The organism is Streptomyces sp. NPDC041122 (assembly GCF_055592445.1).
Genome location: NZ_JBVIYQ010000001.1, coordinates 1,139,724 through 1,166,485 on the forward strand (window position 1 = coordinate 1,139,724; position 26,762 = coordinate 1,166,485).

The window sequence follows — 26,762 nt, forward strand, 5'->3', positions numbered from 1 at the left end:
GGTCCCGTCTTTCGACCATACGTACGCGACAGGGCCGCTGCTCACCTACGGGCGGTGGATTCCTCGCCAACGATCGAAAAGCCCGCGCTCGTGCGCGGGCCGAGCGGCTCGGTGATCCCGGGCTTCAGTGGGGGAGGTCAGTCCATGACGTCGATCGTGACGCGGTTCGTCTCGACGCCTGCGGCCGTGACGACCTGGACCTCGACGCGGCCGGGTTCGACGTCGACCGGGACGGGGACGGTCAGGACGGTGTCGCTCGGGTTGGCGAAACCGCCGGGGACCGGCACGAGGGGCACGTGGACGTGCACGGCGCCGATGCGGACGACCGTGCGGGACAGCCGGTCCGCCTCGCCCGCGCCGGGCGGCACGAAGCCCGCGCCGCGGATCTCGAGGTCGTCGCCCGTGCGGATGGGGGCGTCGAGGTCACCGGCCTCCCGGGCGCGGACGACGGAGAGGATCACCGGGCGGCCGCCCTCGGCGTACTTCCCCGCCAGATATGTCGCGGCCGACACCAGGACGAGCACGGCGAGGCCCCACGGCAGCTCCGGCAGCTGCTCGGGCCGCCGCGCGAGGCGCACCGCGGCGAAGACGGCGGCGACGCCACCGACCAGGACGTACTGTGCGTCGGCGAAGCTGCCGCGGCCCGCGTCGTCGGTGAGCGGGTCGGCGGCCCGCGGGCGGTCCGCGCGCACCTTCTGCAGGCGTTGGCCGAGCACCCGCAGGCCGACGACCCTGCGCACCAGCACGGCCACCGCGCACACCACGGCGAGGACGGTCACCGTGGCGGCGGCCCGGGCGAGTTCGAGGCCGTCGATCAGCGCGTCGCGCTCCCGGTGGTCGGATGCGGCGGCCAGTTCGCCCGCGAGGACGAGCACCGCGAAGACGACGAGGAGCACCCAGCCGGCGGCCACGGCGCGCGAGGTGGAGAGCCGGTTGTCCTCGCCGATCACCGGCGCGAGGACCCCGCCGCGTGCCCGGTGGGCGTACGCCGCGGCGCTCAGCAGTCCGCCCACGACCAGGGCCGCCAGCAGCCCGGCCGTGCGCGCGGACGTCCAGCCCGCGCCGATCGCGGTGAGCGCCTGGACCAGGAGCAGCAGCCCGCAGCCGCCCCAGACCACACCGAGCGTGCGGGTCCACAGCCGGCGCAGCCAAGCCTCGCCCTCCGCCCGGCCGCGCTCGGCGACGTCGTGCGCGGACTGCGTCAGCTCGTCCGACACCCACTGCCGTGAGGCGCCCGCCGAGTGGGCGACGGCGGCGGGGAGTCCCTGCCCGGCCGCGAGTTCCTCGCGTTTGACGAGGAACGCGGCCACGGCGCGCCGGTGCCCCTCGCGCGCCCCGTGCGGACAACCGCCGCATGTGCAGCCGCCCCCGTGCGCGCCCTGCCCCGCCTCCTGCACCGCCACCGCGTACGCCGCCTTCCCCACCCTCGAAGCCCCTGGGGCTTCCCGCGAACTTCCTTGCAGAGGAAGGGAATTGTGCCGTACTGAAGAGCGACCGCATCCCCGGGGTCAGGTCAGCGGGGGTAAAAGGTGCGGTCCCGCATTGACGGCCGGGGCCGCCAACCGGTCGGCGGGTGCTGAGAAGCGCCGGTCAAGCCGGTCGGCCCACCCTGTCCGCCCTGCCCGGTCAACCCGGCCAACCCGGCCAACCCGGCCAACCCGGTCAGGCCAGCAGATCGGGTTCGCTGCGGCTGATGTCCTGCCACAGCGACTGGTAGTTGATCCACGCGACCAGATCGCTGCCGAGCTGCTCGCGGGTCTGCACCGCCTGCTTGTGGCCGATCAGTACGGTCCGGCCGGCGGCGCGTGCGCTCAGCTGGACCTGGCAGGAGCGTTCCATGGAGATGAACCACCAGGCGGCGGCGTCGACGGAGTCCCCGACCGTGAGCAGGCCGTGGTTGCGCAGGACGACCGCCTTGTGGCCGCCGAGAGCGGTGGCGATCCTGCGGCCCTCCTCCGCGTCCACGACGACGCCCGTGTAGCCGTCGTACAGGGCGTGGCTCTCGTAGAAGGCGCAGGCCTCCTGGGTGATGGGGTCCAGGAGTTCGCCGAGGGTGGAGAGCGCGCGGCCGTGCAGCGAGTGGCAGTGGGCGACGGCGACCACGTCGGGCCGCGCCAGATGGGCCTGGGCGTGGACGGTGAACGCGGCCTGGTTGACGTGGTGCCGGCCCTCGACGACCTGCCCCTCGGCGTTGGCGAGGACGAGGTCGCCGACGGTGACGTGCTTGAACGGCATCCCGAAGGGGTTCACCCAGAAGCAGTCGGCGTATTCGGGGTCGCGTGCGGTGATGTGGCCCGAGACCCCGTCCTCGTAGCCGAGCCTGCCGAAGATCCGCAGCGCGCCGGCCAGCCGCTCCTTGCGGTGGCGCCGCTCGTCCGCCACGGATGCGTGGACGGGCGGCATGGCGAACTGCAACCGCTCGACGGGTATCGGTGTGGGCGCGTGCATGTTTCCTCCATCCCTGGCTGTACGAGGCGGAAGGTACCGGTGGTACGTACAGGAGAACAGAGGGGCGGCTCGCGCAAAGGCGACAGGGGGTGTCGGGTATCGGCGCGAGACTCGGCGCATGTCGTACACCTGGGAAGCCTTCACCGCGGCGGAGCCGGAGCTCGCGGAGACCGTCGAGCGGCGATTCGCCGCGTTCACCCACCACGTCCTCGCGACGCTGCGCAAGGACGGTTCGCCCCGCACCACCGGGATCGAAGTCCGTTTCCTGAACGGGGAGTTGTGGCTCGGCATGATGCCGGGCTCGCTCAAGGCGCTCGACCTGCGCCGCGACCCGCGCTTCGCGCTCCAGGCCAACCCGGGCCCGGGCACGGAGATGGCGGGCGGCGACGTCCGGATCGCGGGCCGCGCGATCGAGGTGCGGGACCGGGAGACCGTCGCGCGCTATGCGGAAGCGGTCGAGCCGCCGGACCCGGACGCCTTCCACCTCTTCCGCGCCGAGCTGACGGAGGTGGTGCGTACGTCCATCGAGGACGGGAAGTACCTCGCGGTGCAGTTGTGGAAGCCGGGCGCCCCGGTCCGCATCACCAGGCGGAGCTGACCCGGGTACGCGAACGGCGCCGCCCACAGACCTGTGGACGGCGCCGCCTCAAGCGTGGCCTCGATCGCGCGGGGAGCGCGCCGGGCTCACTCCCACTCGATGGTGCCCGGCGGCTTCGACGTCACGTCGAGGACGACGCGGTTCACGTCGGCGACCTCGTTGGTGATGCGCGTCGAGATCTTCGCGAGGACGTCGTACGGCATGCGGGTCCAGTCGGCCGTCATGGCGTCCTCGGACGAGACGGGGCGCAGGACGATGGGGTGGCCGTAGGTGCGGCCGTCACCCTGGACGCCGACGCTGCGGACGTCGGCGAGCAGCACGACCGGGCACTGCCAGATCTCCCGGTCGAGACCGGCCGCCGTCAGCTCCTCGCGGGCGATGGCGTCGGCCTCGCGCAGCAGGTCCAGGCGGTCCTTGGTGACCTCGCCGACGATGCGGATGCCGAGGCCGGGGCCGGGGAAGGGCTGCCGCTGGACGATCTCGTCCGGCAGGCCGAGCTCGGCGCCGACCATGCGGACCTCGTCCTTGAACAGCTTGCGCAGCGGCTCGACGAGCTCGAACTCGATGTCGTCGGGCAGGCCGCCCACGTTGTGGTGGGACTTGATGTTGGCGGTGCCGGAGCCGCCGCCGGACTCGACGACGTCCGGGTAGAGGGTGCCCTGCACGAGGAAGGCGACCTCGGGGCCGTCCTCCTGGAGGATCTCCAGCTGCGCCTGCTCGAAGACGCGGATGAACTCGCGCCCGATGATCTTGCGCTTCTCCTCGGGGTCGGAGACCCCGGCGAGGGCGTCGAGGAACCGCTCCTGCGCGTCGACGACCTTCAGGTTCGCGCCGGTCGCGGCGACAAAGTCCTTCTCGACCTGCTCGGTCTCGCCCTTGCGCATCAGGCCGTGGTCGACGTAGACGCAGGTCAGCTGCGAGCCGATGGCCTTCTGGACGAGGGCGGCGGCGACGGCGGAGTCCACGCCGCCGGACAGGCCGCAGATCGCGCGCTTGGTGCCGACCTGCTCGCGGATGGCGGCGACCTGCTCGTCGATGACGTTGTCGGTCGTCCAGTTCGGCGTGAGGCCGGCGCCGCGGTAGAGGAAGTGCTCCAGGACCTGCTGGCCGTGCGTGGAGTGCATCACCTCGGGGTGGTACTGCACGCCGTACAGCTTCTTCTCGTCGTTCTCGAAGGCCGCGACCGGCACGACGTGCGTGGACGCGGTGACGGTGAAGCCCTCGGGCGCCGCGCTGCACGCGTCACCGTGCGACATCCACACGGACTGCTCGGTCGGGGTGCCCTCGAAGAGCGTGGAGCCGGCCTTGGAGACGGCCAGCGGGGTCCGCCCGTACTCCCGCGCGCCCGTGTTGTCGACGGTGCCGCCGAGGGTCGTCGCCATCAGCTGGAAGCCGTAGCACATGCCGAAGACGGGGACGCCGGCCTCGAAGAGCTGGCGGTCGACGCTCGGGGCCTTCTCCGCGTACACCGACGAGGGGCCGCCGGAGAGGATGATCGCCGCGGGCTTCTTGGCGAGCATCTCGGAGACCGGCATCGTGCTCGGCACGATCTCGCTGTAGACGCGGGCCTCACGGACGCGACGGGCGATGAGCTGGGCGTACTGCGCTCCGAAGTCGACGACCAGAACGGTGTCGGGAGCGGCGGCAGCGGGGGGCGCTGATGGCACGGCGGCGGCCTTCCGGCGTTGAGCGTGAGCGGTGCGTGAGCAGAGGCTCGTGCGTGAGCAGGGGGTCTGTATTTGTCGATTCTAACGGCCCGGGCGGGACCCCCCTCGTCGTATCCGACGGCACCATTCGTCACATCCGGCGGCGCACCGCCCCGGTCATGGTCCAGCCGGACGGGCCGTCTCAGCATCCGGGCCGTGCGGGAGGCGGATTGACCGGGTGGGCGCGCGTGGGGGCATACTGGCCTCGTGACCAAGCACCTCAGCTTCCTCTTTACCTATGGCGACCGGCCTGCCGGCTGCCATGGTCGAGCTGCTTGATCCACTGACAAGCGACTTACCGGGCGCCCCGGGCCGACAAGGCCCGGGGCGCTCTGTCGTACGCGGGCCTTGCCGCTCCGGGGCACCTCGGACACCACGGATCCCCGGATCCTCCGGAATCCCCACGGACCACAAGGAGCCCCGCATGACCACCACCGCCACCGCCACCGTTCCGGACGCCGCCACCGTTCCGGCCGCCGCCGCCGACAAGACCGGTGCCCGTACCGCCGAGGCCGCCGGCGTCATCGAGAACGCACGCGAGCGGATCGACGCGCTCGACGACCGGATCATCGGCCTCGTCCAGGAACGGATGGCCGTCTCGGCCGTCATCCAGGAGGCCCGCATCACCTCCGGCGGCCGTCGCGTGAACCTCTCCCGCGAGATGGAGGTCCTCGCCCACTACAGGGACGCCCTCGGCAAGCCCGGTACCGCTCTCGCGATGACGCTCCTGGAGCTGTGCCGCGGCCGGGTCTGATCCCCGGGCGCCGGAACCGTGTCCGGCCACCGGAACCGTGGGCACCTGCGGAACTGAGTTCGGATCCGTTCTCACCCGTACGGCGCGTGACCGGGTCCGGGCGGGCTTCGTTGGTCCCGGTGTCCGTGTCAGCCAGGTGCGGGCCCGCAAGAACCACGCGTGGCTCCGCTGGAGCGATGAGGCGTTCGGATCGTGTCCGGGCGCCGTGGGACCTCGCTCCAGTGATGTGACCGGACGGCAGGGGACAGCAGCCCGGTCACCCAAGAGAACGGTCGGCTTCGGGGACGCCCGGAGCCGACCGGCCTCCGTCCCAGGTTCCGCTCCCGCTCCCCCCGTTCCCCCCTCCCACTCCCGCACTCCTCCCCCACTCCCTCGTCCCAGAGGCATCAAGAGGCATCAAGAGGCATCCCAGATGTGGCCGAAACCAGATGTTGTCCAAACGGTTGCGTAGGCAACAACACATCCAGCACGATGCGTAGGAAGGCGGGAACCCACCCCCGTCCACGGCTTCACCGCCCTTGGTCGACACCACGTAGCGCCCCTCGCGCGCCGGGTCGGCCACCGGCGCCCACGACCACAGCGGCGCACTCCCCCCGGCGCCGTCCCCAGGTACCGACGCCGCCCTGACGTCGGTGCCGACAGCGAAGGGCCCCGCGGATCCGTCCCGCGGGGCCCTTCGCTCTGCCCCGGCCGCCGCGCACCGGTCGCCTAGCGGCTCGTCAGCTTCTCCACCTGCTTCTCGACCAGCTTCGCCGGTACGCCGAACTTCTTCGGCTGCAGCAGGTTGATCGAGTAGAAGGCCGCGAGCGTCGAACCACTGCGCACCACCGTGAAGCTCATCGGCGTCTTCTGGCCCTCGATCACGCCCACGACCTTGTACGCGACGGCGTCGTCGCCCGTCTTCGGGGTGGGCAGCGCGGCGACGTCGCGGTAGTTGGAACCCGCGTGTTCGTACGCCGTGCACTTCTTCGTGGCCGTGCGCAGCTCGTCCATGGTCTTCTCGGCGTCGGTGCGCTCGTGGGCGAGCAGGGCGACGGAGATGACCGTGGCGTCCAGTTCGTCGGCGCCGGTCAGGGTCCGGCCGACGCGGGACTTCGCCGCCGGGTCGGTGGTGAACATGAACATGTTGGCGAGCGGCTGGCAGGCGGCCGGGTCCGCGGGGACGGTCTGGGCGGGCATGTCCTCCGCGGACATCTTCTCGACCTCGTACTCCTCGAGGTCGCCCTTGGCCAGCACCGCCTTCTCCAGGTCGGCGGCGGAGAGCGCGGTCGACTTCGACTCCGGCTCGGGTTTCGGCTTCGACTCCGCCTTCGAACCGGCGGAGTGCGACGCCTTCTTGCCGTCGCCGCCCTGATCACCGCCGTCCTCGTGGTCGCTGCCGCACGCTGCGGTCAGGCCCAGCGCGACCGTGACGGACGCGGCCACAAGGGCCCGAGACACAGTTGACTTCACTTTTCCCACCTTCAGGTCTCACGGCGCGGGCGACGGCCCGGGCCGAGGGCGCCACGAACGCGCCGAGGCGTCATGAAAGCGGCAACAGCAGGGCTCCCACCAGCGTTTTCCGTAACGATCGGGAACCGCCGAAAAGGTTGTACGCGGCGGATGTGAGGTAGGTCGTCGGCCGCGAGGACGAGCCGCCGCTCAGCGCCCGAGCTTCGCGAGTTGCGCGGCGACGATCCGCGGGGACACCTTCGGGGCCTCGTCCGCCGTGGGCGTCCCCGCGCCCCCCAGCCCGTTCTTCCCGGCCTCCCGGTCGCTCTGGACGCCCTCGGGGTCGTACAGGTTCGACGCGTCGAAGACCGCCAGCGTCGAGCCGCTGCGCACGACGGTGACGCTGCGCCGTGACACATAGCCGCCGGTGCGGTGGGCGATTTCGTACGCGACCGCCTCGTCGCCCCGGTCCGGCGCGGGCAGGCGCCCGACGCCGAGGTAGCGCCGGTCGCCGATGTGGAAGCTGCCGCACTTCTTCGACGCCGCCGCCGCGCGCAGGTCCGCCATGGCGCGCTTCGCGTCCGCCTCGGTGTAGCCGGACAGGCCGACCTCGGTGGTGGTCACGTCCTCGTCCGACGTGGCGGTCAGGGTGCGGGAGACACGCGCCTTCACCGGGGACTCCACCGCCGTCCGCGCCGGGGCGACGTGGGCGGCGAGCGGGGCGCACCAGACGGGCGCCGGCTTCCCGGCCGGCGGCTCGTCTCCGGCCGCGGAGCCCTCCGCCCCGCGCGCCCCGCCCGACGAGTGCGGCTTCTCGACCTTGAAGCCCTTGACGTCGCCCGACGTCAGGGCCGCCTTCTCCAGCCTCGCGACCTCGCCGGCGTGCGGCTTCGACCGCCGACCCGCGTCGTCGCCTCCTCCGTCGCCGCCTCCGTCGCCGCTGCACGCGGCGCTCGCCCCGAGGGCCGCCACGACCGAGACCGCCACCACGACACGCGACACTGCCGACTTCACGTTCTGATCCCCCGATTGCTCTTCCGTCCAGGTACGTCCCGCGCGATGCGGAGTCATGCGATGCGGAACCGCTCGCCGACCCGCGCCGCCACGACGTACGACGGGGGAAGATCACATCTGGTTCCGGCCCCGGACCCGCCGGTACCGGGCGTGCATGTGATCGGCCGTCACCAGCCCCATATCCAGAAGCGGAACGGGCTGAGCAGCACGATCGCGAGCGCCATGCCGCCGATGACGATCACCACGCTCCACACCCGGCGGGCGCGTTCGGACCGCGGGCCGCGCGACGGTCCCGTGGGCGCCGCGCGCCACTCGTCCGGGCTCCACCGCGCCGACTCGGCCTCGCGCCGCGCGCGTCTGCGGCGCAACCGCCCCGCCCGGTCGACCTGTTGGCGCGCGGCCTCCTCGTCGAGGCGCCGCAGCCGCTCGGCCACCATGCGGGCCCGCGCGGACGGCTCCTTCGGCGCGGACGAGCGGATCTCCCGCTCGCTGTCGTTCTCGAACCTCTCCCACACCTCGTCGGGTATGGCCACCCTGAACCCCTCCCCTGGGTCGACTGCTCCGGCGCCTGCGCCCCCTGGAGCGGGGGCAGTTCTACGGCACCTCGTCACGGCGGCACAAGCGGTGTGAGTCACACCACATAAGGGTTCTGTGAAATGAGGACAACCATTCCCAGGGATCACGGGTCATGCATGCGTAACTTCGGCCACACCCGCGTCCTTGCGCGGGGGCCTCCAGCTCCGTACTGCCGAAAGGGCAGTGCGCCGGACTTCCTGAGGTCTTCATGAAGCTTCGTCGTGCCATGGCTGCCGCGGCCGCTACGGCTGCCCTGGCCCCGCTCGCGCTGCTGTCGGCCCCGGCCGCCTTCGCGACCGGGGAGGCACCCACGCCGGCCGCGACGCCCTCGGGCCCGACCACGCCGACCGGCACGCCGACCTCGTCCGCGACGCCCCCGGCCAAGACCCCCGAGACCCCCGAGACGCCCGCGGCCGACGACACGACCCCGCCCCCGGCACCGTCGACCCCCGCCGGCCCCGGCAAGGCCAAGAAGGATGTCGACGTCCCCGAGGACCCGGAGGAGGACGAACCGCTTCCGGCCGCGTGCTCGCCCGACGACGACGAGGACGTCGACTCCGACCTGGAGCTCGCCCTCGTCGGTCTGCCCGGGAAGGTCGTCGCGGGCAGCGGCTGGCACCAGTTCAAGCTGACCGCCGAGAACGCCACCGACGAGCCGCTCGGCGAGGTCGACTGGACCACGTTCGTGAACAACCTCGGCGACGACAAGGCCGAGAAGAACGGCCTCCGGTACTTCACGGACGTGCAGTTCATGGACCCGGAGTCCAAGGAGTGGACCACGGTCGACAGCAAGCTCAACGACGGCCTCGCCTACGGCACCGTCGAGCTCGACGCCGAGGCGAAGGCCACCGTCAAGCTGCGGTTCCGCGTCGCCGCCAAGGCTCCTGCCGTCGATGGTTACGCGGTCGGCACCGGAAAGTACGTGGACTCCGAACTGGACTGCACGCACGAGTCGTTCGACTACCACCCGCTGAAGGTCGTCAAGGCCGGCAGCGGCCACGAGAAGCCGACGGCCCCGCCCACGGCCACGCCGTCGCCGAGCCCGTCCCGGTCGGCGGCGGCCGTGGCGGAGAAGCCGCAGGGCGGCGCCCAGGACGCCCCGGTCGCCGACGGCAGCCTCGCCGAGACCGGCTCCAGCTCGATGCTGCCGGTCGTCGGTCTCACCGGCGGTGTCGCCGTCGTCGCGGGTGCGGGCGCGGTGTACGCCGTGCGGCGCAGGAAGGCCGGCTCCGCCGTCTGACCCGCTGACGGCACCTGATCACGCGGAAGGACCTGCGCTCGGAGGGGGGCGCAGGTCCTTACGTGTATCCGGGTGTCCGGGTGTCCGGGGATCCGTGTGATTACTTCTTGGGCGGCACCGCGGGCATCCCCAGGAACGGCAGCCGCAGGGCGCCGAAGGCGTCAGCGGGGACGGCGGGTGTCTTCGGCTCGACGGCCGCGAGCCGCACGTACTCCCCTCCCTGCGCCGGACGCGGGTCCTCGCCGCCCTTGTTGGGCCAGAACGACATCGCCCGCTCGGCCTGCGCGGTGATCGTCAGGGACGGGTTCACGCCCAGGTTGGCGGAGACCGCGGCACCGTCGACGACCGAGATGCCGGGGTGGCCGTAGAGCCGGTGGTAGGGGTCGATGACGCCCGTCTCCGCCGAGTCGCCGATCGGGCAGCCGCCGAGGAAGTGCGCGGTCAGCGGGGTGCCCATGAGCTCGCCGATGTTCGAGCCCGGGAAGCCGTTGATCTCCTGGGAGAGGATCGTCGCCGCGCGGGTGGCCTCGGGTATCTGGTTCGGGTTGGGCGCGCCGTGGCCCTGCCGGGCGGTGAGCAGCCCCTTCCCGATCCCGCTCTCCTTGCGGTACGTGGTCAGGGAGTTGTCCAGCGACTGCATGACCAGGCCGATGATGGTCCGCTCCGACCAGCGCCGGTTGGAGAGCGAGCGCACCGCGAGCAGCGGGTGGCGCGCCATGTTGCCGAGCCAGCCGGCGACGCGGTCCTTGCCGCCCTTCACGCTGTACGGGACCTGCAGCAGCGTCAGGCTGCCCATCGCGTTGGACTTCTTGCCGTAGCGGACGGGCTCGATGTGGGTGTTGGCGTCGGGGTGGATCGACGAGGTGATCGCGACGCCCTTGGTGAAGTCGGCCTTCCGCTCGCCGTGCCGCTTGCGGTAGCGGCGGTCGGTGGTCTGGGCGCCCACCAGGGCCTCGGAGTTGGTGCGGGTGAGCGTGCCGAGCCGCCGGGAGATGTGCGGCAGCAGGCCGGTGTCCTTCATGCGGTGCAGCAGTGTCTGGGTGCCGTAGGTGCCGGCGGCGACGACGACCTTGCGGGCCCGGAACGTACGGCCCGCGCCCTTGCGCTTGTTGTCGGTGGGCAGCGTCGCGACGGCGTAGCCGCCCTGGGAGTCCTCGGTGACGGCGACGACGGAGGTCATCGGGTGGACGACCGCGCCGGCCTTCTCCGCGAGGTGCAGGTAGTTCTCGTTGAGGGTGTTCTTCGCGCCGTGCCGGCAGCCGGTCATGCACTCGCCGCACTCGGTGCAGGCCCTGCGGGAGGGGCCCGCGCCGCCGAAGTAGGGGTCGGGCACCTCGGCGCCGGGCCGGGCGGTCGCGCGGCCGTCCGCGTCCTTCTCGTCACCGAAGAAGACGCCGACGGGCGCCATGTGGAAGGTGTCGCCGACCCCCAACTCCTGTGCGGCGGCCTTCAGATGGACGTCCGACGGGGTCTCCGTCGGGTTGAGCCGCACCCCGAGCATCCGCTGGGCCTGCTCGTAGTAGGGGCGCAGTTCGTCCTGCCAGTCGGTGATGTCCTTCCACTGCGGGTCCTGGAAGAACGGCGTGGGCGGCACGTAGAGGGTGTTGGCGTAGTTCAGCGAGCCGCCGCCGACCCCGGCGCCCGCGAGCACCATCACGTTGCCGAGCAGGTGGATGCGCTGGATGCCGTAGAGGCCGAGCGCGGGCGCCCAGAGGTAGTTCTTCAGGTCCCAGGAGTTCTTGGGCAGTGTCGCGCGGGTGAAGCGGCGCCCGGCCTCCAGCACGCCGACGCGGTAGCCCTTCTCCGCCAGGCGCAGCGCGGAGACGGCTCCGCCGAAGCCGGAGCCGACGACAATGACGTCGTAGTCGTACGCCGCGTCGGACGCGTCAGCCGCGTCGGCGTCCCGGTTCTGGACAGAGCTCTCCTGTGACATCGACTCTCCTCGTTCACACGTCTGCGGACCGTCTGTGGTTGCTCGCGCGGTTCCCCGCGCCCCTCCAGGGCGCTCCCCGGGGCTCGGGTCAGCGCAAGCGGAACGCCTTCATGACCTTCAGGCTGGTGCTCATGAACGCCGCGTACTTCTCGTCGTCGAGGCCGAAGGACGGCGCGAGCGGCATGACCCGCTGGGTGGCGACGGTCTGCGCCTCGGTGAACTTGAGGATGCCCTCGGAGCCGTGCCGGCGGCCGAGCCCGGAGTCCTTCATGCCGCCCATCGGGGACTGCACGCTGCCGTAGGCGGGCGCGAAGCCCTCGTTGACGTTGACGGTGCCGGTGCGCAGCCGGGCGGCGACCTCGCGGCCACGGCCGGTGTCCTTCGTCCAGACCGAGGAGTTCAGGCCGTACGGCGTGGCGTTGGCGAGCTCGACCGCCTCGTTCTCGTCGGTGAAGCGGTAGAGGGAGACGACCGGGCCGAAGGTCTCCTCGGTGCAGATGGCCATCGGGGTCTCGACGCCGTCCAGGATGGTCGGCTCGTAGAAGTAGGGGCCGATGTCGGGGCGCGCGACGCCGCCCGCGACGAGCGTGGCGCCCTTGGCGACGGCCTCCTCGACGTGCCGGGTGACGGTCTCCAGCTGCCGTTCGCCGACGAGGGAGCCCATGTCGGCGCCGTACGCGAGGGAGGTGCCGAGCCGCATCGCCTTCGTCCGCTCGGCGAAGCGCTCGACGAAGCGGTCGGCGATGGACTCGTGGACGTACAGCCGCTCGATGGAGATGCACAGCTGGCCCGCGGAGGAGAAGCAGGCGCGCACGGCGCCCGCGGCGGCCTTGTCGATGTCGGCGTCGTGCAGCACCAGCATGGCGTTCTTGCCGCCGAGTTCGAGGGAGACGCCGATGAGGCGGGCCGCGGCGCCCTGGGCGACCTCGCGGCCGGTGCGGGTGGAGCCGGTGAAGGAGACGTAGTCGGCGTGCTTGACGAGCTCGGGGCCGACGACCGGGCCCTCACCGATGACGACCTGGAAGACCTCGGACGGCAGGCCCGCCTCGATGATCAGGTCACGGGCCCACAGGGCGGTGAGGCAGGTCTCCGTGTCGGGCTTCATCACCAGCGCGTTGCCGGCGACGAGGGCGGGCAGCGCGTCGCCGATGGACAGCTCGAAGGGGTAGTTCCAGGGCGCTATCTGCCCGACGACGCCGCGCGGCTGGCGGTTCTCGGTGACCTTGGTGAGGACGGGGACGACGCCGGTGTGCCGCTTGGGGCTCAGATACGCGGGGGCCTTGCGGCCGTAGTGCCGGGCGGCGACCGCGACGGCCTGGATCTCCTCGTGGGCGTGCAGGCGGGCCTTGCCGGTCTCCAGCTGGATCAGGTCGAGGACCTCGGCCTGCCGCTGCAGCACGAGGTCGTGGAAGCGCAGCAGGACGGCGGCGCGCTGCTTGACCGGGGTCCTGGCCCAGGCGGTCTGGGCGGTGCGGGCCCGTTCGAAGGCGGTGGCCACGTCCTCGGGGGTGGACTCCGGCAGGTCGGCCAGTTTCGCGCCGGTGAGCGGCGTGTGGTTGGCCGTGCGCCCGGAGCCGATGACGTCACGGGTGAGCTGGGCGATCAGCTCGGGCGTGACCACGTCGGCGGCGGTGCGGGCGCCGTCGGGGGCCGGGGCGGTCGGGTTCGTTCCGAGGGGCGCTGCGGTGGCCTGCGTGTCCGTCATGCTGGTGAGAGTAGGCCCACGTCCGGGTTTTGGGTACCCATCGGTAACGGGCTTCACGGCTCCCTCGCACGACGCCAGTGATTGCTGGCGGCAAAGCCGCTGATCAGGGCGTTGTTACGTCCGCAAGGGCCCCGGCTCCCCCCGTCAGAGCTTGTCCGGTTCGAGGTCGTCGATCGCCTTCCCGGCGACCTCGCGGCCGCGGGCGGTGAAGTCGCCCTTGCCGGGATAGCGCACGATCAGCTTGTACATGTCGCCGCTCTTCGTCCGGTAGTAGAAGGCCTTGAGCTCGCGGGGGCGCGGGTCCTGACTGTCCGTCGAGGTGTACACGACCGTGTTCTCCGCGGCCTTCTCCCCCCGGAACGTGGTCTCCTGCGGCCTCGTCCTCGGCGCGGGGTCGGAGGCCATGCCCAGGTTGTAGTCGCCGGACTCCCGGTAGGTCGCGTCGTCGTCGTACATCTCGGCGGCCGCCGTGCCCGCGATGCCGCCGTCGTCCTCCGACTTCCTGTCGAGGGTGAGGCTGACCGACACGCTGCCGCTCGCGTCGGTGTACTGCACCCAGTGCACCTTCGCGGTCGTGTTGTCGTCCTCGGTCTTCGTGTAGCCCTCGGGCGCCGCCACCGTCGCCGCCAACTCGCTGACGTGGTGCTTCTCCCAGCCCTCCGCGTCCGGGCCGCCGAACGGGTTCACGGCCACCAGCACGCCCGCCGCCACCGCCGCGACGACCACGCCCGCGACGACGGCCAGCGCCCCGCGGCTCAGGAAGACGCCCTTGCCGCGCGGCACGTCGCCGGTGCCCTCGCCGCCCGCGACCGTGACGACCTGGGTCGGCTCCGGCTGCGGAGGCCGCGCCGCCTCCTCCAGGAGCGCCCGGACCCGCGCCGCGTCGGGGCGCCGCGCCGGGTCCTTGACCAGCAGCCGGGTGATCGCCTCGGCGAGCGGCCCGGACGCGGAGGCGGGCGCCGCCGGTGTCGCGTTCAGGACCGACTGGAGCGTGGCGGGGGTGTTGCTGCGGCGGAACGGCGAGACGCCCTCGGTCGCCGCGTACAGGACGACGCCCAGCGACCAGAGATCGCAGGCCGGGCCGGGGCGCTGCCCCAACACCCGCTCCGGGGCGATGAATTCGGGCGACCCGACGAAGCCGCCGGTGTCCGTCAGGTTGGTCTCGCCCTCGATCTGCGCGATGCCGAAGTCGGTGAGGACGACCCGGCCGTGCCGGCCGAGCAGGACGTTGTCCGGCTTCACGTCGCGGTGCAGGATGCCCGCGCGGTGCGCCGCGTCGAGGGCGTCCAGGACGTCGAGGCCGATCCGCGCGGCCTCCTGGGCGCCCAGCGTGCCCTCCTGGAGCGCGGCGCCCAGCGACCGGCCCCGGACGAGCTCCATCACGATCCACGGCCGGCCGTCCTCCACCGCCACGTCGTGCACGGTGACCACGGCCGGGTGGTCGAGGCGGGCCGCGGCGCGCGCCTCGCGGCGCATCCGCTCGAAGACGTTGGCCCGCTCGCGCTCCGGCAGGTGGTCGGGGACGCGCGGCTCCTTCACCGCGACCTCGCGGTCCACCGTCTCGTCCATGGCGCGCCATACGGTGCCCATGCCGCCGTGGCCCAGCTTGTCGAGCAGCCGGTAGCGGCCCGCGATCAGCCGCCCCGCGCCCTCCTCGGGCCCGGCCGCCGGGTCCGGCGCGGCCTCGGTGGGCCGGGCGTGCGGGACGGTCGGCGGGGCGGGCTCGCCCGGGGGCGTGGGCGTGGGCTGGGGCGTGCGCTCGGTCGCCGGCCGGCGGGGGTCGGGTGTGGGCCGCTCCGCCGGTTCCGGCGGCTGTGCGTACGGGTTGTCGGCGTGAGCGCCGCCCGACTGACCCGGTACGCCCGGTCGCTGAGGTGGCTGAAGGCCAAAACTGGTGGGCTCGTACGGCCCGTAGGAGGCTCCCCCGTCATTGCTCATGCCCCATCCCTACCCCGCCGGGCACCCCGGTTTCCAGCCACGTCCCCCACTTGTGACCGGGGTGATGCACGCGCCGGGGCGCGCCCGAGGGAGCCCCACCGGTGTCCGCGCGCCGCCCGCTCGCGCCCGCCCGTACTCCTCGCAGCACTCACCGCCGTACGAACGTGTCGACCGCCGCGTCGAAGTACTGCCGCGCCTGCGCCGCGTCCCGGACCGGCGCGGAGACCCACACGTCCACCATCTCGCCGCCCTCCTGCCAGCACAGGTCGAAGGTGCGCCGGTCGCCCTCCCCCGCGGCGGGGCCGTCCCGGGTGAACTCCCACAGGGCGGCGGGCCGGCCGTTCCGCGTGGTCGCCGTGACCCGGCCGTCGCGGTAGCCGGGGTTCTCGCGCGGGCCGGTGGCGTCGGCGCGGCGCTGCGCCGCGAGCGGGCCGCCCCGTCCGGCGGCCGCCTCCTTGATGCCGAGCCGGTACGTGCCGCCGGGAGACACGTACAGGACCCGGGACCCGTCCACCTCGCGGCGGAACCCCTCGGGGACGGCGAGCGCGAACCCGGCGGGGTCCTGGGCGATGCGGTAGCCCTGGGGCGCCTGCGGCGAGGACGGCCGCGGGGTGGGGGTGGTCACGGTGACCGTGGGCGTCGGCGAGGCCTGCGGCGCCGAGGACGCGGCGGGTGGCGCGCCGCCCCCGTCGTCGTCCCTGCTCAGCAGCAGCGCCGCGGAGACGCCCGCGCCCGTGATGGCGGCAGCGAGAGCGGCGGCGACCAGGACGACCCGCCCGTGCCTGCCGTACGGGCCCGTGGGGGCCGCCCCGTACGGGCCCGCGGGGGCCGCCCCGTACGGGCCCGCGGGGAATTCCCACGCGGCGGGCCGCCGAGCGCCCCGGCGCCCGCTTCCCCGCCGACGACCGCCGTCGCGGGCGGCGGGCCGCCCCGCGAGCCCCGGCCGCCCCACCGCCCCGGTCCGCCGGGAGAGCCCGGCCAGGCCCGGCAGTCCGTGCGTCCCCGGCAGCCGGTGCAGGCCGGACCGCCCGGCCCGGGGTCTCTCCGGCGTCACCGCCGGCATCCGCCCCGTCTCGACGTACGCTTGGAGCATCACCTTCGCCCCGGCCGCGTCCAGCCGGCGTGCCGGGTCGCGGTCGAGGAGGCCGAGCACGACCGGCAGGAGCGGCGCGGCGGCCGACGGCGGGCGTATCTCGTCGTAGACGACGGCGTGCAGGACCCCGCTGATCGAGTCGCGCCGGAACGGCGACTCCCCGGCCAGCGCCGTGACCAGGAGCGCACCGAGCGACCACAGGTCGGACTCGGGCCCGGTCCGCTCCCCCGCCATCCGCTCCGGCGCGGTGTACTCGGGCGAGCCCACGAACGACCCGACCTCGGTGAGCGTGGTCGCCCCGCTGAGCTGCGCGATCCCGAAGTCGGTGAGCACGACACGGCCGGAGGCGCGCTCCAGGAGTACGTTGGCGGGCTTGAGGTCGCGGTGCAGGATGCCCGCCTCGTGCGCGGTGCTCAGGGCGCCGAGCAGGTCGATGCCCATCCGCGCGACGGCGTACGCGTCCAGCGGGCCGCCGCGCGCGATCCGCCCCGCCAGCGAACCGCCCTCGATCAACTCCATGACGATGTACGGCTGTTCGTCCTGCACGACCACGTCGTGGACGACGATGACGTGCGGGTGCCGCAGCTGCGCCACCGCCCGCGCCTCGCGCAGCGTGCGCTCGCGCCGCTGTTCGGCCTCGGCGTCGGAGAGGGTTTCGTCGCGGGCCAGTTCCTTGACCGCCACCTGGCGTTCGAGGAGCAGGTCGCTGGCGCGCCACACGAGCCCCATGCCGCCCCGCCCGAGCCGCGCCTCCAGGCGGTAACGGCCAGCGATCACACGGGTGTTGCCCCCGCCGGTACCGGCACCGCCGACCCCGCCGGCACCCGCCCCGCCGGCGTGGTCTCCCAGGCTCCCCATGCGGCCATCATTCCCCAGACGTGCGCGAACGAAATGGGTCCCGGCACGCCGCGGGCGGGTTCCGGCCGTTGCCGCCGCGCTCCATGGCGGGCGGCCCGGCGGCTCAGTGCTCCCGCCACCCCTGGAGCATCGCGTCGAACTGCTCGCGGGTGGCCGACCAGTTGCCGGCCGGCGCCGACAGGTAGATCGCGTACTCGACGCCGTCGCGGGCGCGGTACGTCTGCTCGATGGCGCGGCGCGGGCCCGCGGTCGTGTCGTTCGCGCCCGCCTTCCAGCTGAACTCCCACAGGGAGCCCTGCTGGTCGCGGAAGGTGTTGGAGTTCATCTGCAACCGCCGGTAGCCGGTGAGCTTGGGCCTGAGGCCCTTCTCCAGGGACAGCTGATGGGTGTAGGAGCTCTCGAACTGCGGGTTCTTGTCGACGGCGATGCGCAGGAAGCGGCGGCCGCCGTCCGGCGTGTAGTCGACCTGATTGCCGTCGACCTCGCGCTTCCACGACTTGGGCAGCATGAGGCTGAAGCCCTCGGGGTCCTTCACCCGCTCCCAGTCGTCGGGGATGCCGCCGACCGTCCTGCCGGGCCCGCCGTCGTCCGCCGCGCTCGTATCGCCGTCCGCGAACTGCAGATAGCCGAAGACGCCGCCCCCGCCGAGCAGCGCGGCCACGACGACGGCGACGGCCGCGGGCCAGCGGCGGCGCCGGTGCGCGGCCCCATCGGGGGTGATGACCGTGACCGAGTCACGGTCCGTATGGCCTCCCGGTACGGGGGTGTCGGCGCCGCCGACGGGCGCGGGCGACGCGGGTGGCACGGCCGGCGAGTGGGCGGTGCGGGTGGCGTCGGTGGAGTGGCCGGCGTGGGCGCCGTGGGCGGGCCTGGTGTCCGGTGCGGGGGTGTCGGGGTGCGTGGAGGGCACGGAGGGCTGGGCCGCGTGCGGGTGGGCCGGGCCCCGGGTGCCCTGGGGCGTCCCGGCGGCCGGGTGCACCTGCGTCGGCACGTACGCCTGCGCCCGCTGCGAGCGCCTGCCCTCGGCGGCCTCGGCCAGCATCTGCTCGGCCTCGTCGGCCGTCGGCCGGGCCTCAGGGTCCTTGCGCAGCAGCGCGCTGATCACCGGGCCGAGAACGCCCGCGTGTTCCAGCGGTGCGGGCTCCTCCGTGACCACCGCCTGCATCGTGCCGAGCGGCGAGGTGCGCCGGAACGGCGAGAACCCCTCCACCGCCGTGTACAGCGTGGCGCCGAGCGCCCACAGGTCGGAGGCGGGCCCGGGGTTGCCGCCGCTGACCCGCTCCGGGGCCAGATAGTCGACGGAGCCGACGACCTCGCCGGTCCGCGTGATCGTGGAGTCGCCCTCGATCGCGGCGATGCCGAAGTCGGTGAGGAGGATGCGCCGGTCCTCGGAGAGGAGGACGTTGCCGGGCTTCACGTCGCGGTGCAGGACGCCCGCGGCGTGCGCGGCGCGCAGGGCCCGCAGGGTCCACAGGCCGATGCGGGCGGCCTCCACCGGCTCGACGCGGTGGTCGTCCTTGACGGCGTCCGCCAGCGAACGGCCCTCGACCAGCTCCATCACGATCCAGGGCCGCTCGTCGTACTCGATGACGTCGTGGACGGTGACGACGGCGGGGTGGTTGATGCGGGCGGCGGCGCGCGCCTCCGTCTGGGTCCGCGCGAACAGGACGGCGCGGTCGGCCTCCTGCACGAACTGGGCAGCCGTCAGTTCCTTCACGGCGACGGTCCGGTGCAGCACCTCGTCCCGTGCGCGCCACACCCGGCCCATGCCACCGCGGCCGATGGTCTCGGCGAGTCGGTAGCGGCCCGCGAGGACCAGGCCCTGCATCTGATTCACGTTTCCCCACAATGGTCTTGGCAGGCCCAGGTTAAGGAGCGGGGAGCGGACAGGGAACCACAGGGGGGCTTCGGAGACCGCACTGTGACGCATGCCGTGCATGTCCCGAGTGCCGGAATCGGCTCAATCGGTGGCCTGATACGTGGCCGAAGCCTGTTCGTACAGGCGTGTGACCTCATCCCTCTCCGCCTCGGGCCCGCGGACCTGGACCACGTGGTACCTGCCCGCGACGACCATCGCGAGATTGCGTACGAAGACCTCGCGGCCCGCGTCGTCCTGCCAGGTGAACTGGCCCTCCGCCATGGCCCGTCCGCCCACGTCGATGCGGCGCATGCCGCTGGAGGTCGCCCAGGAGGAGTCGCGGAACGGCTGGAGTTCGCGCTCGTGCTCGCGCTGGTACTTCATCGGGTCGCTGCCGTAGCCGCCCGTGGTGTCGCGCCCCGGGACGAGCAGCAGCTCGAAGTCCCCGTGCGTGTACCGGACCTGGCCCCGCCCGTTCTTGGGCTGCCGGTCCCAGCCGCTCGCGACGGCGACACGGAAGCCGGCGGGATCCTTGCGGACGGTGAAACCGCGCGGCACCTCGGGCCCTGCGGTCTGCGGTTCCTGGGAGCTGGGGCTCTTGCCGGGCTTGTCCTTGTCCTTGTTGCTGTCCTTGTTGCTGTCCTTGCCCTTGTTGCTGTCCTTGTCGCTGTCGTCACTGCCGCTCGGGGAGTTGGAGCGGCCGGGCTCTCCGCTCGGTGCCGAGCTGACCTCACCGGCGGCGCCCGCGCGATCACCCGACGCGCCGTCATCGTTCTTGGGCATGAACACCATCGCGTACACGATGGCCGCGACGAGCCCGATCAGGATGGCGATCAGCAGCAGCCGCCCGAGCGAACGAGGGCGGGCCGGGCCGCGGGCGGCCTTGGGCGTACGGGACTCACGAGGCTCGCGGGACTGACGGGACTCGCGAGGGTGGCGGGGCTCGCGAGGCAGTTCCGACTCGTGGGAGAGGCGGGGCTCGCGTAACGGCCGTGGCTCGTGCGGGGGCCGTGCCGACGCCGCGGGCGGCATCTCCCTGGCCTCGCGGCCGTGTCCGACGGCCCGCGCCGTGCCCTTCCCCTTGCCGCCTCCGCCTCCACTTCCACCTATGCCTATGCCTATGCCTTTGCCTTTGCCGCGCTTGTGGCGCCCGCGCCCGAAGCCCGGACCGCCGCCCGCGGCACCGGCCGCCGCGCCGCCGCGCCGTCTGCGCACGACCTCGCCACGCCTGCGGACGATGGGCAGCCGCCCGGCGTCGTACGCGGGCACCGGCACGACGTGCGCCCCGGCCTCCGGCTCCGGCGCGGACCGCACCAACGAGCGCAGCCAGCCGCTCAGTTCCTCGAAGTCGATCCGCTCCGTGGGGTCCTGACGCAGCAACGACTCGACGACGGGCCGCAGCGCCCCGCACTCCTCGGCGAAGGCGGGCGGCTCGGCGCACACGAGCTGGACGAGCTCGGCCGTGCTGTCCTCGGGGTACGGCGCGTGTCCCTGCACGGCGCGGAAGAGCAGCGCGCCGAGGGCCCACAGGTCGGTGGCGGGGCCGATCGGCGCGGCGAGCCGCCAGTTCTCGTGCACGGGGCCGGCCTGCTCGGGCGACCACCGCTCGGTGACGGCGCCGACGACGACCATGCGCGCGAGCCGGGCGCGCTCGGCGGCGAGGGCGGTGGTGGGGCCGCGGGACGCGGTGCCGTCGCCGGGTCCGTCGTCCCATCCGCCACGGGCGTCAGGGGGCGTGTGGCGGCTCTCAGGGCTGCTCTCAGGGGCGGTTTCCGGGCCGCCCTCAAGGTGGGGGCGGCGGCTGCCCGTGTGCCCCCCACTGTGTGCGCGCTCGCCCGCGCCCGCGTCGGCGCCCTGCGGTCCGGCCGCACGCCGTGCGGCCGGGACGCCGCTCCGCGGCACCGCACCGTGCCACGGCTTGGTGACCGCCACGCCGTAGGGGTCCGGAATCCGCCCGGCCGTCCCGGTCGTGGCGGCCGTATCCTCACCGGATCCACCGTCACCGGATCCACCGTCACCGGACCATCCCCGCGTGCCGGAATCGCGGCCTCCGGGTCCGCCGATGCCAGACCCCCGACCGCCGGACTCACGACCACCGGACTCCCGACCGCCGGACTCACGGCCATCCATCTCCCGGCCGCCGAACCCAGGACCGCCCGGCTCCCCGCCGCCGAATCCGCGATCACCGCCCTCACGGCCACCGGCCCCGTACCCCCGCGAGGCTTCACTCACCCGCGAGGCCTCACTCACCCGCGCCGCGGCCCGCGCTCCCGCGTGGTACGCCGCGATGGCGCCACCCGCTCGCCCACCCTTCGCGTCCCGCCCCGCGGACTCCGGCGCGGGTTCCAGCGCCATGCTCCCCGCGTCGTAGCGGGCGTCCCCCGGGGCCGCGGCCACCGCACGGGCCGCCCCGCCGGCTCCGCCCGCCTCCCGCGTCCCGCGCGCCTCACCGGGCTCACCCGTCTCGTCCGCCCCGGCGGATTGCCCGTACCCCGCCACATTCCCGACCGAACCCGCCGAGCCGGCCGCCTCCCCGGCCTCCGCCGGCCGGGGGTCGTACCCGCAGAGCGCCTCCTCGGCCGCCCCGGCCGCGAGGCCCGTCAGCATCACACGGCCGTCGTCGCAGATCAGTACCGTCCGCGCGGTGATGTTCCGGTGCACCCAGCCGTGGCCGTGCAGGACCCGCAGCGCCGCGAGGACGTCCGCCGCGACCTCCGCCGCGCGGTACGGGCTCAGCGGCCGGTCCGCGAGGAGCGCCGCCAGCGGCCGGGCCGCCACCAACTCGCTGACTATCCACAGCGAGCCGCCCTCCGCGAACACGTCGAAGACCTGGTCCAGGCGCGGGTGGTCCGGTATCTGCGCGGCGGTCTGGGCCGCCTCGATCGCGCGCCGCACCGCCGGGTCCGTGGGCCTGCGCGTCGTGCGGGAGGCGGCGCGCCGGATCCCGGCGCCGCCGTTCCTGGCCCGCGGCACGAAGCCCGCGGGCAGGTCGGCCATGTCGAGCTCGGCGTCATACGGCCCGGCGCCCTGCGGCTCGCTCTCGCCGACCACCTCGGCGTCGACGATCTCCGGCAACGGCACCTGCCGGACCAGGACTTCCTGCCCGCTGTACGTGTCGAAGGCGCGGGACTCGGCCAGCTCGTACTCGTCCGAGGGGGGCAGCGGCAGGCGGTAGCGGTCGGCGAGCACCCGTCCCGCGTAGTCGTCCACGTCGCCTCCCCCGTCCGCCGGGTGGTCAAATCCGTACGTTTTGCGGTCCGTTGCGGCTGCTTACGGTCCGCGACAACTCACGATACGTGCCGGAGGTGAACCACAATGAGGGGATACGAGATCTCGGGCTCAGGACTTCGGGCTCAGGACTTCGGCTCGAACGTCTTGGTGAGCGTCCGCCATGTGGCGCGCCGCTGCTCGCCGTCCCAGTCGTCGGCCTTGGCCGTGTACATCATCCCGTAGCCCAAGCCGCCGTTGACGACGAAGCCCCGGTCGATGGAGCGGTACTTGGTCCCGCCGTCGACATAGGTGAACTCCCAGTCGGCCGTGTTCCAGCCGCGGAAGCCGACCTTCTCTATGCGGATCTTGTGATACTGCGACCGGACCATGTAGCGCTCCTGGTTCTTCCAGTCGCGCACCGGGTCGTCCTTGGGCGAGGTCGTCCAGCCGACCAGCAGCTTCTGCCCGTCGGGGCCGGAGAACCGCGCACCCGCCCGGCTCGTCGACCCGTACTTCCAGCCCTTCGGCAGCCCGATCTTGAAGCCCTGGCCGTGCTTGTACGTCGACTCCGCGCCGTCCTCGGGCTTCTTGCCGCCCTCGTCCTTGCCCTGGCCCTTGTCGTCCTGGCCCTTGTCGTCCTCGCCCTTGCCCTCGCCCGAGCCGGAACTCGCCTCCCCGGACGGATCCTTGGACTGGTCGTCCCCGGTTCCGCTGCCCTTGTCTGCGTCCTTGCCGCTGTCCTTGCCGGAGTCACCGGCACTCGCCCCGCTGGACGCGGCCTTGTCGCCGCCCTTGTTGTCCTCGGCGCCGGATCCGTCGCCCCCGAGCGCGAGGGCGAGCACCGTGCCGAGCACCGCGAGGACGACCACCACGGAGAGGATGACCAGCGTCCGGCGCGGCACCACGTCGGTGAGCGACGCCTTGACCGGCGGCCGCGGCCGGCCGCCGCCCGCGCCGGACGGTGAACCGGCGGGCGCCGACGCGGACGCCCCGGCACCGCGCGCGGCGGCCGCCTTGCGCACGGACTGCACCGCGCCCTTGAAGCGGTCGGCTGCCGCCTCCGCCGTACGTCCGGCGGCGGCCCCGGCGGACGACCCGGCGGCGGCGCCGCCCGCGCCTCCGGAGCCCTGCGCCGCACCGGCGGCCCCGGCAGCCCCGCCGGCCACGCCCGTGGCCTTGGCGGGCTTCGTCAGCCTGGTCGTCTTCGCGGGCCGCGGCGGCTTCTGGGCCTTCGGCGTCTTCGGAGTCTTCGGTGCCTTCGAGGGGGCGGGCGGGACCGGCGGCAGCGGGACGACCTTGGTCGCCTCCACCGGCTCCGGCTCCGCCTTGATCTCCGGGGAGTGGATGACGTCCATGAGGAGCGCCCGCGCCCCGGCGTCGTCGAGCCGCTGCTCGGGGTCCTTGGCGAGCAGGCCGTAGATGACCTTCTCCAACGGCCCGGCGTTCTCGGGCTGTTCGACGTCCTCGGTCATCACCGCGGTCAGGGTCGCGATGGCCGACCCCTTGTCGTACGGGGGCACGCCCTCGACGGACGCGTACAGCAGACCGCCCAGCGACCACAGGTCGGCGGCGGGCCCGGGCTTGTGGCCGCGGGCGCGCTCCGGGGAGATGTACGAGGGCGCGCCGACGAGCATGCCGGTGGAGGTGATCGACGGGTCGCCCTCGACCTGCGCGATGCCGAAGTCCGTGAGCACGACCCGGCCGTCCTCGGCGATCAGCACGTTCGACGGCTTCACGTCGCGGTGCAGGATCCCCTCGCGGTGCGCGGAGCGCAGCACGTCGAGCACGGCGAGGCCCACCTCTGCCGCGCGCCGCGGCGTGAGCACGCCGTCCTCGCGGATCACCTCCGCGAGCGACTTGCCCTCGACCAGCTCCATCACGATCCACGGGCGGTCGTCCTCGTCGACCACGTCGTAGACGGTCACGGCGCTGGTGTTGCGGATCCGCGCGATCGCCTTGGCCTCGCGCAGCGTCCGCGTGATGAGCCGCCGCTTCTCCTCCTCGTCGATGCTCGAGGGGAACCGCAGCTCCTTCACCGCGACCGTACGGCCAAGCGTCTCGTCCTTGGCGCGCCAGACCGTGCCCATGCCACCGCGGCCGAGCACCTCTCCCAGCCGGTACCGGCCGGCGAGGAGACGTTCGCTCTTGTCCCGACGGGCCTCACCCGTCTGCTCCGCGTCCGACATGCGTCCCCTCTGCTGCTACCGCTGCTACCCGAGCAACCCGCCCTGACAGAGCCTTCATTGTCCCTTACTCGGGGACCGGCCGATGCCCAGGGTCCAGGGTCCCTCTTCCCGTCCCTCATGTTGGACCGCGCGACGGGAGGGGCCACCGCGCCAACACCGCGTCCCCTGGCGGAGATCGCCCTCGGGGCGACCGCCGTCAGCCTGGCGATGGGCCGGCCACAACCCGTGGCACCGGCCACGGACGCCACTCTTCCGCTGCTCACCGGCCGAGGCAAGCCCCGGCTCCGGTACCCCTGAGCGGCGCCGCACCCCAGGAACACCGATCGTCCCGGTACGCCCCATCGGACACCCCCCGGCGGGGCCGACGGATCGTCATTTACCGTGCCGCCACGGACAAGTCGGCCGAAGGAGGACAGGAACCGGAGCCGGGTGCCCGGAGCCGTCGGGTCAGTTGAGCGGCACGATGTCCGGCGCCCCGAGGCGCGCCGCGTCCGCCGTCAGGTCGTCCGGCTGGCGCTGCGACTCCCGCTCGGCCTCCACCCGCTTCTCGTAGTGCTGCACCTCGCGCTCGATCTGGTCCTTGTCCCAGCCGAGGACGGGCGCCATCAGCTCGGCGCACTCCCGGGCGCTGCGGGTGCCCCGGTCGAACGTCTCGATGGAGATGCGGGTGCGCCGGGTCAGCACGTCGTCGAGGTGGCGGGCGCCCTCGTGCGACGCGGCGTAGACGATCTCTGCCTTGAGGTAGTCGTCGGCGCCCGGCAGCGGCTCGCCCAGCTTCGGGTCCGCGGTGATGAGTTCGAGCACCTCCTCGGCGAGCGATCCGAACCGGTTCAACAGGTGCTCGACGCGCACCACATGAAGGCCCGTCCGGGCGGCGATCCGCGCGCGGGCGTTCCACAGCGCCCTGTACCCCTCGGCGCCGACGAGCGGGATGTCCTCCGTGACGCACTCGGCGACCCGCTGGTCGAGGCCGTGCACCGCCTCGTCGACGGCGTCCTTGGCCATCACGCGGTACGTCGTGTACTTGCCGCCGGCGACGACCACCAGGCCGGGCGCCGGGTGGGCGACCGTGTGCTCCCGCGACAGCTTGCTGGTGGCGTCCGACTCACCGGCGAGCAGCGGGCGCAGGCCCGCGTACACCCCCTGGACGTCGTCGCGGGAGAGCGGGACGGCGAGGACCGAGTTCACGTGCTCCAGGAGGTAGTCGATGTCGGCGCTGGAGGCGGCCGGGTGGGCCTTGTCCAGGTCCCAGTCCGTGTCGGTCGTGCCGACGATCCAGTGCCGCCCCCAGGGGATGACGAAGAGGACGCTCTTCTCGGTCCGCAGGATCAGGCCGGTGGACGCGTTGATCCGGTCCTTCGGTACGACCAGATGGATGCCCTTGGACGCCCTGACGTGGAACTGGCCGCGCTCGCCGACCATCGCCTGGGTGTCGTCCGTCCACACGCCGGTGGCGTTGACGATCTGCTTGGCGCGGATCTCGTACTCCCCGCCGCCCTCCACGTCCTGCACCCGGGCGCCGACGACGCGCTCGCCCTCGCGCAGGAAGCCGGTGACCTTCGCGCGGTTGGCGACCTTCGCCCCGTACGCCGAAGCGGTGCGCACCAAGGTGGCGACATAGCGGGCGTCGTCCATCTGGGCGTCGTAGTACTGCATGGCGCCGACCAGGGCGTCCTTCTTCAGGCACGGGGCCACCCGCAGGGCGTGGCGGCGCGTCAGATGGCGGTGCATGGGCAGGCCGCGGCCGTGTCCGCGGGACATCGACATCGCGTCGTAGAGCGCGACGCCTGAGCCCGCGTACAACCTCTCCCAGCCCTTGTGCTGCAAGGGGTAGAGGAACGGCACCGGCTTCACGAGATGCGGGGCGAGCCGCTCCAGGAGCAGGCCGCGCTCCTTCAGCGCCTCCCGGACGAGCGCGAAGTCGAGCATCTCCAGATAGCGCAGCCCGCCGTGGATCAGCTTGCTGGACCGGCTCGACGTGCCCGAGGCCCAGTCCCGCGCCTCGACCAGGCCGGTGGACAGGCCACGGGTCACCGCGTCCAGGGCGGTGCCCGCGCCGACCACGCCCGCGCCCACCACCAGGACGTCCAGCTCCCGCTCGGCCATTCCCGCAAGTGACCCGGCGCGCTCCGCCGGCCCCAGTGTCGCTGTCCTCACCGCTGCCTCCCGCATGGATCGGGTGTGGTCGGACTCACATCATGCCCAGATTTCCCC

General features: G+C 73.1%; 17 protein-coding genes. 3 read left to right on the plus strand and 14 right to left on the minus strand.

All coding sequences use genetic code 11. The features are described 5' to 3' along the window. Positions 1–137: 137 nt before the first annotated feature. Both ACZ6B8_RS04955 and ACZ6B8_RS04960 read right to left on the minus strand, forming a co-directional pair. Positions 138–1,403 (minus strand): hypothetical protein, encoded by a 1,266-nt coding sequence (locus tag ACZ6B8_RS04955; protein WP_471606471.1) that lies wholly within the window; start codon positions 1,401–1,403, stop codon positions 138–140. 259 nt (positions 1,404–1,662) lie between these two features. After that, positions 1,663–2,448, minus strand: a complete 786-nt coding sequence (locus tag ACZ6B8_RS04960) for a class II aldolase/adducin family protein (protein WP_471606308.1) — start codon at positions 2,446–2,448, stop codon at positions 1,663–1,665. A gap of 118 nt (positions 2,449–2,566) precedes the next feature. Between ACZ6B8_RS04960 and ACZ6B8_RS04965 the strand changes: the two genes are divergently transcribed. Then, entirely contained in the window at positions 2,567–3,046 is a 480-nt protein-coding gene (locus tag ACZ6B8_RS04965; RefSeq protein ID WP_471606309.1) for a pyridoxamine 5'-phosphate oxidase family protein, read from the plus strand. Positions 3,047–3,132: 86 nt separating this feature from the next. On the opposite strand, the gene guaA is transcribed toward ACZ6B8_RS04965, so the two are convergent. Further along, the gene (gene guaA / locus ACZ6B8_RS04970; protein ID WP_471084682.1) at positions 3,133–4,713 is read right to left on the minus strand and encodes a glutamine-hydrolyzing GMP synthase; all 1,581 of its coding nucleotides are present in this window, start codon (positions 4,711–4,713) and stop codon (positions 3,133–3,135) included. 463 nt (positions 4,714–5,176) lie between these two features. Here guaA and ACZ6B8_RS04975 point away from each other — a divergent pair, with 463 nt between their 5' ends. After that, a complete protein-coding gene (locus ACZ6B8_RS04975; RefSeq protein ID WP_471606310.1) occupies positions 5,177–5,506 on the plus strand; it encodes a chorismate mutase in 330 nt (109 codons plus the stop codon). Between the two features lie 708 nt (positions 5,507–6,214). Here the strand turns inward: ACZ6B8_RS04975 and ACZ6B8_RS04980 are convergent. The 3 genes from ACZ6B8_RS04980 to ACZ6B8_RS04990 form a co-directional block, all read right to left on the minus strand. Then, complete coding sequence (locus ACZ6B8_RS04980; RefSeq protein WP_471084676.1) at positions 6,215–6,946, minus strand: hypothetical protein; 732 nt, start codon at positions 6,944–6,946, stop codon at positions 6,215–6,217. Between the two features lie 201 nt (positions 6,947–7,147). Further along, positions 7,148–7,951, minus strand: a complete 804-nt coding sequence (locus ACZ6B8_RS04985) for a hypothetical protein (protein WP_471606311.1) — start codon at positions 7,949–7,951, stop codon at positions 7,148–7,150. 167 nt (positions 7,952–8,118) lie between these two features. Continuing rightward, on the minus strand, positions 8,119–8,484 hold the full coding sequence (locus tag ACZ6B8_RS04990) for a hypothetical protein (RefSeq protein ID WP_471084670.1): 366 nt from the start codon (positions 8,482–8,484) through the stop codon (positions 8,119–8,121). Between the two features lie 251 nt (positions 8,485–8,735). Between ACZ6B8_RS04990 and ACZ6B8_RS04995 the strand changes: the two genes are divergently transcribed. Continuing rightward, positions 8,736–9,767: an LPXTG cell wall anchor domain-containing protein gene (locus ACZ6B8_RS04995; RefSeq protein WP_471606312.1), complete on the plus strand. Its 1,032-nt coding sequence runs from the start codon at positions 8,736–8,738 to the stop codon at positions 9,765–9,767. Between the two features lie 100 nt (positions 9,768–9,867). Here ACZ6B8_RS04995 and ACZ6B8_RS05000 read toward each other — a convergent pair whose 3' ends face one another. From ACZ6B8_RS05000 to ACZ6B8_RS05035, 8 genes are all read right to left on the minus strand, one after another. Beyond that, on the minus strand, positions 9,868–11,700 hold the full coding sequence (locus ACZ6B8_RS05000) for a GMC family oxidoreductase N-terminal domain-containing protein (RefSeq protein WP_471606313.1): 1,833 nt from the start codon (positions 11,698–11,700) through the stop codon (positions 9,868–9,870). An 88-nt stretch (positions 11,701–11,788) separates the two neighbouring features. Further along, entirely contained in the window at positions 11,789–13,405 is a 1,617-nt protein-coding gene (locus ACZ6B8_RS05005) for a succinic semialdehyde dehydrogenase (protein ID WP_471084661.1), read from the minus strand. Positions 13,406–13,549: 144 nt separating this feature from the next. Then, the gene (locus tag ACZ6B8_RS05010) at positions 13,550–15,343 is read right to left on the minus strand and encodes a serine/threonine-protein kinase (protein WP_471606314.1); all 1,794 of its coding nucleotides are present in this window, start codon (positions 15,341–15,343) and stop codon (positions 13,550–13,552) included. Between the two features lie 148 nt (positions 15,344–15,491). Beyond that, positions 15,492–17,294 carry a protein kinase domain-containing protein gene (locus tag ACZ6B8_RS05015; protein WP_471606315.1) on the minus strand — a complete coding sequence of 601 codons (1,803 nt, stop codon included), beginning with the start codon at positions 17,292–17,294 and terminating at the stop codon, positions 15,492–15,494. 103 nt (positions 17,295–17,397) lie between these two features. Then, positions 17,398–19,122: a serine/threonine-protein kinase gene (locus ACZ6B8_RS05020; RefSeq protein ID WP_471606472.1), complete on the minus strand. Its 1,725-nt coding sequence runs from the start codon at positions 19,120–19,122 to the stop codon at positions 17,398–17,400. A 132-nt stretch (positions 19,123–19,254) separates the two neighbouring features. Then, positions 19,255–22,362 carry a protein kinase gene (locus ACZ6B8_RS05025; RefSeq protein ID WP_471606316.1) on the minus strand — a complete coding sequence of 1,036 codons (3,108 nt, stop codon included), beginning with the start codon at positions 22,360–22,362 and terminating at the stop codon, positions 19,255–19,257. Between the two features lie 143 nt (positions 22,363–22,505). Then, positions 22,506–24,548 (minus strand): protein kinase domain-containing protein, encoded by a 2,043-nt coding sequence (locus tag ACZ6B8_RS05030; RefSeq protein WP_471606317.1) that lies wholly within the window; start codon positions 24,546–24,548, stop codon positions 22,506–22,508. A gap of 447 nt (positions 24,549–24,995) precedes the next feature. Then, on the minus strand, positions 24,996–26,705 hold the full coding sequence (locus ACZ6B8_RS05035; protein ID WP_471606318.1) for a glycerol-3-phosphate dehydrogenase/oxidase: 1,710 nt from the start codon (positions 26,703–26,705) through the stop codon (positions 24,996–24,998). Positions 26,706–26,762: the final 57 nt, after the last annotated feature.

Bases quoted from the DNA above. Each gene is read 5' to 3' on its own strand.
- ACZ6B8_RS04960 (WP_471606308.1), bottom strand. From the start codon at position 2,448: ATGCACGCGCCCACACCGATACCCGTCGAGCGGTTGCAGTTCGCCATG.
- ACZ6B8_RS04965 (WP_471606309.1), top strand. From the start codon at position 2,567: ATGTCGTACACCTGGGAAGCCTTCACCGCGGCGGAGCCGGAGCTCGCG.
- ACZ6B8_RS04975 (WP_471606310.1), top strand. From the start codon at position 5,177: ATGACCACCACCGCCACCGCCACCGTTCCGGACGCCGCCACCGTTCCG.
- ACZ6B8_RS04995 (WP_471606312.1), top strand. From the start codon at position 8,736: ATGAAGCTTCGTCGTGCCATGGCTGCCGCGGCCGCTACGGCTGCCCTG.
- ACZ6B8_RS05000 (WP_471606313.1), bottom strand. From the start codon at position 11,700: ATGTCACAGGAGAGCTCTGTCCAGAACCGGGACGCCGACGCGGCTGAC.
- ACZ6B8_RS05005 (WP_471084661.1), bottom strand. From the start codon at position 13,405: ATGACGGACACGCAGGCCACCGCAGCGCCCCTCGGAACGAACCCGACC.
- ACZ6B8_RS05010 (WP_471606314.1), bottom strand. From the start codon at position 15,343: ATGAGCAATGACGGGGGAGCCTCCTACGGGCCGTACGAGCCCACCAGT.
- ACZ6B8_RS05015 (WP_471606315.1), bottom strand. From the start codon at position 17,294: ATGGGGAGCCTGGGAGACCACGCCGGCGGGGCGGGTGCCGGCGGGGTC.
- ACZ6B8_RS05020 (WP_471606472.1), bottom strand. From the start codon at position 19,122: ATGCAGGGCCTGGTCCTCGCGGGCCGCTACCGACTCGCCGAGACCATC.
- ACZ6B8_RS05030 (WP_471606317.1), bottom strand. From the start codon at position 24,548: ATGTCGGACGCGGAGCAGACGGGTGAGGCCCGTCGGGACAAGAGCGAA.